Source organism: Mycobacterium paraffinicum (genome assembly GCF_001907675.1).
GTDB lineage: Bacteria > Actinomycetota > Actinomycetes > Mycobacteriales > Mycobacteriaceae > Mycobacterium > Mycobacterium paraffinicum_A.
Map to the genome: position 1 here is coordinate 64,340 of NZ_MPNT01000028.1, position 12,453 is coordinate 76,792.

Annotated in this window: 10 protein-coding genes; 6 read left to right on the forward strand and 4 right to left on the reverse strand. The window is 68.6% G+C overall.

Annotation, left to right across the window (positions count from 1 at the left end; translation table 11 throughout):
• Window positions 1-129 precede the first annotated feature (129 nt).
• Window positions 130-567 (forward strand): PaaI family thioesterase, encoded by a 438-nt coding sequence (locus tag BRW65_RS23745; RefSeq protein WP_073878737.1) that lies wholly within the window; start codon window positions 130-132, stop codon window positions 565-567.
• Between the two features lie 3 nt (window positions 568-570).
• On the opposite strand, the gene BRW65_RS23750 is transcribed toward BRW65_RS23745, so the two are convergent.
• Window positions 571-1,062 (reverse strand): beta-class carbonic anhydrase, encoded by a 492-nt coding sequence (locus BRW65_RS23750; protein ID WP_073878739.1) that lies wholly within the window; start codon window positions 1,060-1,062, stop codon window positions 571-573.
• Between the two features lie 168 nt (window positions 1,063-1,230).
• Between BRW65_RS23750 and BRW65_RS23755 the strand changes: the two genes are divergently transcribed.
• From BRW65_RS23755 to BRW65_RS23770, 4 genes are read left to right on the forward strand one after another with little or no spacing between them, the layout of a single operon-like run.
• Entirely contained in the window at window positions 1,231-2,208 is a 978-nt protein-coding gene (locus BRW65_RS23755) for an ABC transporter permease (RefSeq protein WP_073878741.1), read from the forward strand.
• Window positions 2,205-3,131, forward strand: a complete 927-nt coding sequence (locus tag BRW65_RS23760; RefSeq protein WP_073878743.1) for an ABC transporter permease — start codon at window positions 2,205-2,207, stop codon at window positions 3,129-3,131. The genes BRW65_RS23755 and BRW65_RS23760 overlap by 4 nt, the downstream gene beginning before the upstream one ends.
• A complete protein-coding gene (locus BRW65_RS23765) occupies window positions 3,128-4,966 on the forward strand; it encodes an ABC transporter ATP-binding protein (protein ID WP_073878745.1) in 1,839 nt (612 codons plus the stop codon). The genes BRW65_RS23760 and BRW65_RS23765 overlap by 4 nt, the downstream gene beginning before the upstream one ends.
• Window positions 4,967-4,991: 25 nt before the next feature.
• Window positions 4,992-6,626 carry an ABC transporter family substrate-binding protein gene (locus tag BRW65_RS23770; RefSeq protein ID WP_073878747.1) on the forward strand — a complete coding sequence of 545 codons (1,635 nt, stop codon included), beginning with the start codon at window positions 4,992-4,994 and terminating at the stop codon, window positions 6,624-6,626.
• On the opposite strand, the gene BRW65_RS23775 is transcribed toward BRW65_RS23770, so the two are convergent.
• The 3 genes from BRW65_RS23775 to BRW65_RS23785 form a co-directional block, all read right to left on the reverse strand.
• Window positions 6,613-7,857, reverse strand: a complete 1,245-nt coding sequence (locus BRW65_RS23775) for an alpha/beta hydrolase (protein WP_073878749.1) — start codon at window positions 7,855-7,857, stop codon at window positions 6,613-6,615. The genes BRW65_RS23770 and BRW65_RS23775 overlap by 14 nt on opposite strands.
• Before the next feature lie 84 nt (window positions 7,858-7,941).
• The gene (locus tag BRW65_RS23780; RefSeq protein WP_073878751.1) at window positions 7,942-10,557 is read right to left on the reverse strand and encodes an AAA family ATPase; all 2,616 of its coding nucleotides are present in this window, start codon (window positions 10,555-10,557) and stop codon (window positions 7,942-7,944) included.
• Window positions 10,554-11,705: a metallophosphoesterase family protein gene (locus BRW65_RS23785; protein ID WP_073878753.1), complete on the reverse strand. Its 1,152-nt coding sequence runs from the start codon at window positions 11,703-11,705 to the stop codon at window positions 10,554-10,556. The genes BRW65_RS23780 and BRW65_RS23785 overlap by 4 nt, the downstream gene beginning before the upstream one ends.
• A gap of 183 nt (window positions 11,706-11,888) precedes the next feature.
• Here BRW65_RS23785 and BRW65_RS23790 point away from each other — a divergent pair.
• The coding region (locus BRW65_RS23790) for a DUF222 domain-containing protein (RefSeq protein WP_139273218.1) at window positions 11,889-12,453 on the forward strand (565 nt) is incomplete at its 3' end.

Consider the following 12,453-nt stretch of genomic DNA (forward strand, 5'->3'; position numbering starts at 1 on the left):
TAGCATCAGCTCGGGGCAACGGTTGTCAAGTGGGCGCCGCGCATGGCGCGGACGACGGCCACCCGACGCATCGGGTCAAGGCCGGCGGCGACCCTTTTCCGGCCGCACCCGGTGCGACAACATGAGCGGATGACCGCCGACACCGGACCCGCCGGCTCGCCACCCAGCGGCCGCGACGTCATCGCGCAATTCCTCCCCCAATCACCGTTCGTCGCGAAGCTCGGCATCGTCGCCGACCGGCTCGACGACCACGAGGTGCGGCTGCGGCTGCCGTGGGATCCCTCCAACGCGACGATCGGTGACATGGTCCACGGGGGCGCGATCGCCACCCTCGCCGATGTCACGGTCATGGCGGCGGCGTGGTGCGGCGCGCAGGCGCCCCCGGAGTTGCGGGGCGTGACCGTCTCGATGGCGTTGGACTTCATGGCGCCGGCCCGGGCCACCGACGTGATCGGCGTGGGCCGGGTGTTGCGGCGGGGCCGGTCGCTGGTCAACTGCGAGGCCGAGATCGTCGACGCTCAAGGCAAACTCGTGGCGAAGGCCCTCGCCACCTACAAGGTCGGCTGAGCGCTAGAGCTTGACTTCCTCGAGCTTCCCCGTGGCGACGTCGAAGACGAATCCGCGTGCGGACTCGTGCTTGGTCACGAACGGGCTGTTCTCGATGCGGCGCAACGACTGCCGGACGTCCTCGGCGACGTCGGGAAAGGCTTCGGCCGCCCACGCCGGCTTGACGCCGGTCTCCTCTTGAATGGCGCGCTTGAAGTCGTCGTCGGTGAAGGTCAGCATCCCGCAGTCGGTGTGGTGAATCAGGATGATCTCCCGGGTCCCCAGTAACCGCTGACTGATGGCCAGCGAGCGGATGACGTCGTCGGTGACCACTCCGCCCGCGTTGCGGATGACGTGCGCCTCGCCCTCGTTGAGGCCGAGGGCGCGGTAGACGTCGAGCCGGGCGTCCATGCAGGCGACGACCGCGAGGTGTTTGGCGGGCGGCATCGGCAGCGGGCCATGAAATGTGCTGGCGTACTGCTCGTTGTTGGCCAGGTAATCCTCGATAACCGTCACGTCAGCCTCCTCGGGAGTGTCGCAGCACCGCGGTGGATGTTAACAACGGGCCACCGGATATTGATGCATGAAAATCAGCCGGATCACAAGGATCCGGTCGGCGCACCGGGCCGCTACGGGCCGGGCTCGTTAACCTGTCCCAATGCGAGACGGGCGGTGCGATCGGGGATGATTCGTTTCTTGGCGCGCCGGCTGCTCAACTATGTGGTGCTCCTGGCCTTGGCCTCGTTCCTGACGTTCTGCCTGACGTCGGTCGCGTTTCGGCCATTGGACAGCCTGTTGCAGCGCAGCCCGCGCCCGCCCCAGTCCGTCATCGACGCCAAAGCCCGCTCGCTCAACCTGGACAAGCCGATTCCTATCCGCTACGCGCAGTGGGCCTCGCACGCCGTGCGCGGCGACTTCGGCAACACCATCACCGGACAGCCCGTCGGTGCCACGCTGTGGCGCCGGGTCGGGGTCACCCTGCGGCTGCTGGTCGTCGGATCCCTGGCGGGCACCATCCTGGGCATCGCGGCCGGCGCCTGGGGGGCCATCCGCCAGTACCGACTCAGTGACCGCCTCGTCACCATGGTGGCGCTGCTGGTGCTCAGCACCCCGACGTTCGTCATCGCCAACCTGTTGATCCTCGCCGCGCTGCGGGTGAACTGGGCTCTGGGCGCGCAGCTCTTCGACTACACGGGGGAAACCTCGCCGGGTGTGAGCGGCGGCGCCTGGCACCAGCTGGTCGACCGGTTGCGACACCTGATCCTGCCCACGCTCACGCTGACGTTGGCCGCCGCCGCCGGATACAGCCGTTATCAGCGCAACGCCATGCTCGACGTCCTGGGCCAGGACTTCATCCGCACCGCGCGGGCCAAAGGGCTCACCCGCCGGCGCGCGCTGGTGAAACACGGGTTGCGCACGGCGCTCATCCCGCTGGCGACCCTGTTCGCCTACGGGGTCGCCGGACTGGTCACCGGCGCGGTGTTCGTCGAGAAGATCTTCGGCTGGCACGGCATGGGCGAATGGCTGGTGCAAGGCATCGCGACGCAGGACACCTACATCATCGCCGCGATCACGCTGTTCTCCGGCACGGTGGTGCTGCTGGCGGGTCTGCTCTCGGACCTCTTCTACGCCGCCCTGGACCCGAGAGTGCGGGTATCATGACGTCCGATCCGAAAGTAGTTGGGGCGCAAGGGATTCCTTCCCCAAAAGCTGCGGGGTTCATGTCACGCCGCACCCTGGTGTTGCGCAGGTTCGCGCGCAACCGGTTGGCCGTCGCCTCGCTGACGCTGCTGGTGCTGCTGTTCGTCGGCTGCTACGCGCTGCCGGCGGTGCTGCCGTACTCCTACGACGACCTGGATTTCGACGCGCTGTTGCAGCCGCCGAACTCCCGCCACTGGTTGGGCACCAACGCGCTCGGGCAGGACCTGTTGGCGCAAATCCTGCGCGGCATGCAGAAGTCGATGCTGATCGGTCTCTGCGTGGCCGTCATCTCGACCGGCATCGCCGCCACCGTCGGATCGATCGCGGGCTATTTCGGTGGCTGGCGGGACCGGGCGCTGATGTGGTTGGTCGACCTGCTGTTGGTGGTGCCCAGCTTCATCCTCATCGCGATCGTCACACCGCGCACCAAGAGTTCGGCCAACATCCTGATGCTGGTCTTGCTGCTCGCCGGTTTCGGCTGGATGATCAGCTCTCGCATGGTGCGCGGCATGACCATGAGCCTGCGTGAACGCGAATTCATCAGGGCCGCACGGTACATGGGTGTGTCCAGCCGCCGCATCATTCTGCGTCACGTGGTGCCCAATGTGGCGTCCATCTTGATCATCGACGCCGCCCTCAACGTCGCCTCGGCCATCCTGGCCGAGACCGGGCTCAGCTTCCTCGGTTTCGGTATCCAGCCGCCGGACGTGTCGCTCGGGACGTTGATCGCCAACGGCACCCAGTCCGCGACGACGTTCCCGTGGGTGTTCCTGTTTCCGGCGAGCGTGTTGGTGTTGATCCTGGTGTGCGCCAACGTGACCGGCGACGGCCTGCGCGACGCGCTGGACCCGGGCAGCGGCATGTTGCGGGCTGGCGCCCGATGAGCGCGCTCCTGGAGGTCAGCGACCTGGCCGTCACCTTCCCGACGGACGGCCAACCGGTGACCGCGGTGCGCGGCATCAGCTACGAGGTCGCCCCGGGCGAAGTCGTGGCCATGGTCGGCGAATCCGGCTCGGGCAAGTCCGTTTCAGCGATGGCGGTGGTGGGACTGCTGCCCGAGTACGCGCGGGTGCGCGGCTCGGTGCGCTTGCACGGCACGGAGTTGATCGGGCTGGGCGACGACGCGCTGTCGCGGTTCCGCGGCAAGACGGTCGGCATGGTGTTCCAGGATCCGATGTCGGCGCTGACCCCCGTCTACACCGTCGGTGACCAGATCGCCGAGGCGATCGAAATCCACCAGCCGCAGGTCGGCAAGAAGGCCGCCCGTCGGCGCGCGGTGGAACTGCTCGAGCTGGTCGGCATCGCGCAGCCGGAGCGGCGCGCCCGCGCCTTTCCGCACGAGCTGTCCGGCGGAGAGCGGCAGCGGGTGGTCATCGCGATCGCGATCGCCAACGACCCGGACCTGCTGATCTGCGACGAACCCACCACGGCACTGGACGTCACCGTGCAGGCGCAGATCCTCGAGGTGCTCAAGACGGCACGCGACATCACCGGTGCGGGGGTGTTGATCATCACCCACGACTTGGGCGTGGTCGCCGAGTTCGCCGACCGGGCGCTGGTGATGTACGCCGGCCGGGTCGTCGAGTCCGCCGGGGTGAGCGATCTTTACCGCGATCGCCAGATGCCGTACACCGTGGGGCTGTTGGGCTCCGTGCCGCGGCTCGACGCTCCCCAGGGCACCCGGTTGGTGCCCATCCCCGGCGCGCCGCCGTCGTTGGTGGGGCTTGAGCCGGGCTGCCCCTTCGCGCCGCGCTGCCCCCTGGCGATCGACGAATGCCGGGCGGCCGAACCGGAGTTGCTGCCCGTCGGTGTGGATCACCGGGCGGCCTGCATCCGCACCGATCAGGTCAACGGACGCACCGCGGCGGAGATCTACGGTGTCAACACCTCCGCGCGCGGCGAGGCAACCGGCGACTCGTCGGTGGTCGTCCGCGTTCGCGACCTGGTCAAGACCTACCGGCTGACCAAGGGCGTGGTGTTGCGCCGCACCGTCGGTGAGGTCCGCGCGGTCGACGGTGTCAGCTTCGAGCTGCGGCAGGGCCGCACCCTAGGCATTGTCGGCGAGTCCGGCTCGGGCAAGTCGACCACCTTGCACGAGATCCTGGAACTGGTTGCGCCGCAATCCGGCTCGATCGAAGTCCTCGGCGCCGACGTCGCGACCCTGAGCGCGCCGCACCGGCGATCGTTGCGCCGCGACATCCAGGTGGTGTTTCAGGACCCGGTGGCCTCACTGGATCCACGGCTGCCCGTGTTCGAGCTGCTCGCCGAACCACTGTCGGCCAACGGCTTCGGTAAGGACGAGACCAACGCGCGCGTCGCCGAGCTGCTCGAGATCGTGGGATTGCGCCGGGCCGACGCCGCCCGGTACCCCGCCGAGTTCTCCGGCGGGCAGAAGCAGCGCATCGGCATCGCCCGGGCGCTAGCATTGCAGCCGAAGATCCTGGCGCTCGACGAGCCGGTGTCCGCCCTCGACGTCTCCATCCAGGCCGGCATCATCAACCTGCTCCTCGACCTGCAGGAGCGGTTCGGCCTGTCGTATCTCTTCGTTTCCCATGACCTTTCAGTGGTCAAGCACCTCGCGCACCAGGTGGTGGTCATGCATGCCGGCGCAATCGTGGAACAGGGCGACAGCCAGCAGGTGTTCGGCAACCCGCAGCACGAGTACACCCGTCGACTGTTGGGCGCCGTGCCCCAACCGAATCCGGGCAAACGTGTCTAGGCGGGTCGCGACGGCGCTGGTGGCGATGGCGCTGGTTGTCTCCGGATGCTCACCGGCCATCAACTTGACGCCGGAAACGGGCGAGAATGCCGAGATCGGCACGACCAGCGACATCAACCCGCAGGACCCGGCCACGCTGCGGGACGGGGGCAGCCTTCGGCTGGCGCTCTCCGACTTCCCGCCCAACTTCAACATCCTGCACATCGACGGCAATTCGGCCGAAGTCGCCGCGATGATGAAGGCCACGCTGCCGCGGGCCTTCATCCTCGGCGCGGACGGCTCGACCACGGTCGACACCGACTACTTCACCAGCGTCGAACTCACCGGAACCGCACCGCAGGTGGTCACCTACACCATCAACCCGCAAGCGGTGTGGTCCGACGGCACACCGATCACGTGGGAGGACATCGCCAGCCAGATCCACGCGCTGAGCGGGGCGGACAAGACATTCGAGATCGCCGGTCCCAGCGGCGCCGACCGCGTCGCGTCGGTCACTCGCGGTGTCGACGACCGGCAGGCCGTCGTCACCTTCGCCAAGCCGTACGCCGAGTGGCGCGGCATGTTCGCCGGTAACGGCATGCTGCTGCCCAAGAGCATGACGGCCACACCGGAGGCATTCAACAAGGGCCAGCTCACGGGGCCCGGTCCGTCCGCCGGCCCGTTCATCGTCACGTCGCTGGACCGCACGACGCAACGGATCGTGTTGTCCCGCAACCCGAAATGGTGGGGTGCCCGCCCGCGTCTGGACAACATCACCTACCTGGTGCTGGACGACGCCGCGCGGCTGCCCGCACTGCAGAACAACACCATCGACGCGTCCGGCGTCGGCACCGTCGACCAACTGACCATCGCGCAGCGCACGAAGGGAATCTCGATCCGGCGCGCGCCGGCCCCGGCCTGGTCCCATTTCACGTTCAACGGCGCGCGCGGTTCGATCCTGTCCGACAAGGCGTTGCGCCTCGCGGTGTCCAAGGGCATCGACCGGCGCACCATCGCCAAGGTTGTCCAGTATGGCCTGACCAGGGATCCGTTGGCGTTGGGCAACCACATCTATGTCGCGGGGCAGAAGGGCTACCAGGACAACAGCGCGGTCGTGCCCTACGACCCGGACGCGGCCAGACGGGAGCTCGACGCGCTGGGCTGGAAGCTCAACGGCCAGTTCCGCGAGAAGGACGGCCGCCAGTTGGTCATCCGCGATCTGTTCTATGACGCCCAGGGCAGCCGCCAGTTCGCCCAGATCGCGCAGCACAGTCTGGCGCAGATCGGCGTCAAGCTGGAACTGGTGGCCAGGGCCGGCAGCGGGTTCTTCACCAACTACATCAACGTCGGCGACTTCGATATCGCCCAATTCGGTTGGCTCGGTGACGCCTTCCCCCTCTCTTCACTCACCCAGATCTACCTGTCGACCGGGGAGAGCAACTTCGGCAAGATCGGCAGCCCGCAGATCGACGAGGCGATCGAGCGGACCCTGGAGGAGCTCGACCCCGGCAAGGCACGGGCGTTGGCCAACGATCTCGACAAGCTCATCTGGGCCGAGGGGTTCAGCCTGCCGCTGACGCAATCCCCGGGCGACGTCGCCGTCCGCAGCACGCTGGCCAATTTCGGCGCTGCCGGTCTCGGCGATCTGCGCTATACCGCCATCGGGTTCATGCGGGGCTGATCCGGCGGCGCAGCCGCGCCGGGATCGGCAGGGCGGCCTCGACGGCCGCGGCCACCCCGATCGCCCTCCACAGCAAGCGCAGCTCGGGGCGCGCCGGAAGCTCGTCGAGCGCAGGCGCTTTCGCGGCCAGCCCGTCGATTTCGCCCCGCCACACCGCTCGGGCGATGGCGATCGCGGCGGGCTCACGGAAGTCGAGCGCGCTGTGCGCCATGGTGGGCAGTTTCAACAGCACCACGTTGGGCAGCAGAGCGGCCTCGCGCTCGGCGACCGCCGGCGGAGTGATGAGATCGCGGCCCCCGGACACCACCACGGTGGGCCAGCCGAAGTGCGGCATCTCGGCCACCAGGTCGTAGGGTTCGTCCTCGAAAGTGGCTGTCTCCGTACGTGCTTCGCGTTCGGCTACCGCGGGGTCCAGCGGTAGCCCGTCGGGTTCGGCGGCGTAGTTCAGTTCGCGGAACGCGATGCGGCTGACCAGATCTTCCTCGTAACGGAACGGCAGGTTGCTCAGCGTGGCGAACCGGGACAGCGCCCACCACAACAGCTTTCGACCGTCCAGCAGCAGGTCGAGTTGTCGCTCCAGCAGCTCGGCTCCGCCGTAGCCGTAGATCGTCGCGACCACCTGGGTGGCCCCCGCGGTCATCACCCCCGCGTCGACGAGTTTGCGCATTTTGGGCGCCAGCGCCGCCGTTTCGGGGCTGTCACCCCTGAGCAACAGCCGGCGGATCGCGCGGCGCACGATCACGATGTCGTGCCGCGACAGCAGCGGCGAATCGAGGATCATCGCCCGCACCCGGCCCGGATGGCGCACGCCGAACCCCGAGGCGATGTAGGTGCCGTACGACGCACCGTAGATGACGGCGGTCTCGACGTGGGCGTCGTCGAGCACGGCGGCGACGTCGTCGACAACCTGGTTCACGGTGATCGCCTCGGGAGGCAGATCGGCACCGGAGTCGTCGTGCCGCGACATGCCCACCCCGCGGTGTTCGATCATGATGACGTCAAGGCCGGCCGCGGCCGCGCGGCGCCGCAGCCCCCTGTACATCTGCACGGACGCCACCCCGGGGCCTCCCGGGATGATGACCAGCGGATGCGCCGACTTTCGGCCGGTGCGCACGTAGTAGAGGTCGAACTCTTCGCTACTGTCCGGCGAGATCGGACGGCGCACGGGCCGCACACCGGGCAATGCCGCGAGCTTCTCCTGGACCCGGCGCCGTTTCGCGTTCATCGTCATCCGTGTCGGCCCGCCATCACACCATTCTGCCGGGCCTGCCGACCGGCGCCGCGTCTGGCGTGGTCGACGCAGCTCGCGCCGGTGCTAGGCGCTGAGATCGATGCGGTGAGCGCCCTTGACGCCGTCGTACCGGTCGGGACTGCAGGTGAGCACGATGACCTGTCCGTGAGTGCCCACCGTGTCGAAGACCTTCCCCATCTTGGCCAGCCGGTCGGGGTCGGTGAACCCCAGCGCGTCGTCGACGACCACCGGAACGGCGTCTTGCTTGGCGACCAGCGCGGCGCCGGCCAGTCGCGCCAGGATGCCGAGTTGCTCCTTGGCCCCACCCGACAGGGAGTCATAGGGCACCGTGACGCCATTGAGCGTGCGGCTGCGAATGCAAAGGTCGCTGTCGATCTCGACCTCGAACGTGGGACCGAACACCGGGCGGCCCAGCCGTTGCAGTTCCGCGCGGTAGGGCTCGACGTACCGCTGCCGGGTGGTGTCGCGGTGCCGCGTCATGACGGAACGCAGCAGCCGTGCCGCCCGGGCCCGGCCGCCGACGCGGATGTGCTCGCCGGCGGCGTGTTCGCGCTCGGTTTCCGCGGCGTCGAGCTTGCCCTGGCGGCCCTCGCTGCCCATCACCGAGAGTTCGATGGTGATCTCGCGCAACGCGCGGGCGGCCTCTTCGTAACGCTCGCGCAATTCTTCTGTTTCCTTGATGGCACAGCGCAATTCGGTGTTCACCGCGTCCGGCCATGCCGCCGCGCGTTCGTCGGCGAGCTGGGCGTAGCGACGTTCAGCGGCCAGCGCCGCCTGCAGCGCCGTCTCCGCCGCCGAGGCGAGTTCGTCATCGCCGGCCGACGCCCGCTCTTGGGCCAGCCGGTCGGTGGCCGCGTCGAGCTCGGCGCGTTGATTCTTCAGCGCGTTCTCGAGAACGGTTGCGTGGGTGGCCAGCTCGGTGAGCCGGGCGGTCGCGGCGGCGGCGTTCCGGCGCCGGTCGTCACACTCGTCTGCCGCCGTCCGGCGAGCGGTCTCCAGCGCATCGAGTTCGTCGCGGGCGGCGCCCGCGTCCGTCGCCTGGAGGTCGACCGGTTGCCCGGCGCGCAGCTGCGCGAGCCGCGAGCGCAGCTCGTCGACCTCTTCGTCCCCGCACAGGCCGGCCAGGGTGGCGCTGAGTTGGTCGCGGGTGCCCTGCAGTTCACGGCGACGCTCATCGGCGGTCCGTGCCCCGGCCAGGTCGGCCGCCCGTCCCTCGGCTAGCGCAGCCGACAGCTCCTCTTGCGCCGCAGCGTGTTTCGCCCGGACCTCGAGGGTGGTTGCGCCGGGAGTGATCTGCGCGGTCAGGACGCCGGGGACCTGGATCGCGGTTGGCCCAGTGGTCGTGATGGACCAGGTCTGGCCCTCGGACAACGCGATCCGTTCGCCGCCGATCGACAGCTCGATGTCCGCGGCGGCGGTGAACTCGACCGCCGCCGACGTCGACGCCAACTGGTCGCCGATGCGATCGACCGCGGCCGCGGCCGTCTCGATTCGACGCAGCTGCTGCTCGGTGATGGCGATCTCGCCGAGTTCCGCGCACACGCGGTCGCGGTCGCGTTGGATCGCGTCTATCTTGGCCAATCGGGCGATCAGCCTTTCGGCCTCCTCGCGGTCGGCGAGCTGGGCGACGGTGCGGCGGGCGGATTCGGCGCGGTGCTGCAGATCCGCGACGGCCTCGGCGGCTTGCCGAGCGGCGACGTCGGCGGCCTGTGCCTCGGCCTGCGCCTTCGCGTGCGCGTCGGCTGCATCTTGTGCTTGGGCCTCGGCGGCCGCGACAGTCGCTGCGCGGGTATTGATTTCGGCGAGCAGCTGCAGGCGTGAGTTGCGGGCCGTGGTCGCCGCGGCGCTCGTCGCCGCTGCCGCGGTGGCGATCAATTCGGCCTCGCGCGCCTGGCCCGTCAGTTCGGCGACCTTTTCCGCCGCCTCCTGCGCGGCGGTGAGCCGGGGGCTCGCGGCGATGCGCTGCTGGGACAAATTGGCCACCTGCTGCGTCAGGACCGCGTGCCGAACCACCCGCTCGTCGACCTCGGCGACCGCCGCCGCGCACTCCGCGACCGCCGCCTCGGCGTCGGCCAGGCGGGCGATCGCCGCGGCCCATTCCCCCGTAGGGCGCCCCGTGGGGGTGAAGTAGCGTCCGTATTCCGCGTCGATGCGTTCGATCAGCAGCGGCTCGGTGCCGGACAACGCCGCGGCGTCCCCGGCCGCCACGTCGAGCGCACGCGAAAGGGCGTCGCAGCCCGACAGATCCACCGCGGCGGTCGAAGCCGACTGCAACACCCGCTGGGCGTGCCACAGATCGCTGTCCACCGTCTCGGCCAGCATCGCGCGGACCCGTTCGTGCGCCTCGTCACCAGTCAGCTGTTCGCGATGCGGCGACTGGATCGTCAGCTCGGTTTCGCACTTCTTGTGGAAGCGCTTGCGATAGATGAAACGATAAGGCCCACAGCTTAATTCGGCGCTCACCTCGGAGCCGACGTCGCTGTGGGTGGGCTTGACCTGTTTGACTTCCTTTTTCGTCGAGCGGTCCCTGGACTCGAGCAGCAGGTCCAAGGCTTCGATCATCGAAGACTTGCCGATCTCGTTGGCGCCGCAGACCACGACGACGCCGTGGTCGGGGAATTCGATCTCCCGATGCGCGATGCCGCGGTAATTCGTCAGGGTCAGGCGGTGCAACTTCATGCGGCGCCCCGGTCGGTGAGGCGAAGCAACAGCGCCAGCGCCGCCTGCGCGTCGACGGCCGTCTCGGAGTCCTGCTCGCGCGCGGTCGCCACCAGCTCGTCGACCGCCGCGGCGGCGAATCCCCCGATACCGAGATCGCTGAATTCACCGTCGGCCGGAATGACCGCCAGGTCGGTGTGGCTGTCCCACGTGCGAAGGTGCGCGAACAGCCGCGCGTACTTGTCCAGGCAGGCATCCAGCGCCGCCCGGTCGGTGACCGTTAGGGATCCGGTGAGCCCCAACCGCACCACGGTGCGGTCCTTTTCGGTCATCAGATCCAGGTTCAGGTCGAGGTCGGCGATGTCGCGGCGGGTGTCGACCTGGTGGTGCATGGTGACGAAGCGCCACCGGCCGACATGCCGTGATTCAACCGTCACGGTGCGGCACGGGTCGCTCTCGTCGATCTCGACGACGAGGACATGACCGGGGTCGGATTCCACGTCGTCGAAGTTGGTGACTTCCGGCGACCCGGAGTACCAGATCCGGCCGCTGGCACCGACATTCGTGCGCGAGTGCTTGTCCCCCAGCGCGACATAGTGCACCGTGCCGGTCGCCAGCGCGTGGTCCAAGGCGGCGAGCCGGATCAGTGAGGGCTTGTCCCGGTCGGGATCCAGGACGTCGACACCGCCGTGCGCAACGAGGATCCGGGTGACCGGTTCCGGCGCCAGGCCTTCGAGAACGTCGGAGACCAGGTCAGTGGTCGGCGCCTTGGATCGCCAAGGCGCGGCGACGATCTCCAACCCGGGCCTGACTTGATGGACGCCGGCCTGGTCGAGCACCACCACATTGTCGGGACGTTCCGCGGTGAACAGGGCGCTGGTGTATACCGAGGACGCGTCGAGCGGGTCGTGGTTGCCCGGCAGCAGATAGACCGGAATCCCGATGGCGCGCATGGCTTCTAACGACTGCCCCACGACCTGCGGCGGAAGCTGGTTGTGTTCGAAGACGTCACCGGACACCACGACGAATTCGGCGCCCACCTCCGCGGCCAGCGCCCCGAGACCGGCCACCGCGTCACGCCGGGCGGCCGAGTACCGCGGCTGAGCATCGCCGGCGAGGAAGTGCCGGGTCATGCCGAGCTGCCAGTCGGCGGTGTGCAGGAATCGCATGGCGGCGGCTCCTTTTCGGACTGCGTGATTACCAGGGCACCGCGAGCTTAAATCCGCGCACCGACAAGACGCGGGACCTCGCCCGGCAGGTCTCGGAGCGGCTATTTTGCGGCTTTTTTTGAGTGTGCGTCTGTGGCGATTTTTCGGCGGTTTGTTGTCGGTGGGGGTCGCTAGTTTGTCGGTGTGAGTCCAAGTAGTCATGAAGATGCGGTCGAGGTTTTCGACGCGCTGCATGCCGACTTGGACCGGGCTTGTGAGCTGTCGTTCGATGCGTCCAACACCCAGCAATGCTTGGACGTCTTGGAGCGTTGCGAGCGTGTCCGCCGTCGCATCGCCGCCATCGAGCATCCGGTGATCAACAACCTGGCCCGTCAAGCCACGCCCGAAGAACTCGGCGGCACGCTGGCGCATGCGGTCGCCGAGGCCACGTTGATCCGCCACGCCGAGGCGTCACAGCGGGTCAAGGAGGCGACCGATCTGGGGCCGCGGCGCGGATTGACCGGGGAACCCTTGGAACCGATCCTGCCGGCCACCGCCGCCGCCCAACGCCAGGGGAAACTGGGTGGTGGGCAGGTGGCGGTGATCCGCCAATTCTTCCGCCACCTACCCGGCTGGATCGATGCGGCCACCCGCGCCGCCGTGGAGGCCGACCTAGCCGCCCACGCAACCCACTACCGGCCCGAACACTTGGCCCAGCTCGCCGATCACCTCGCCGACTGCCTCAACCCCGACGGCACCTACCGCGACG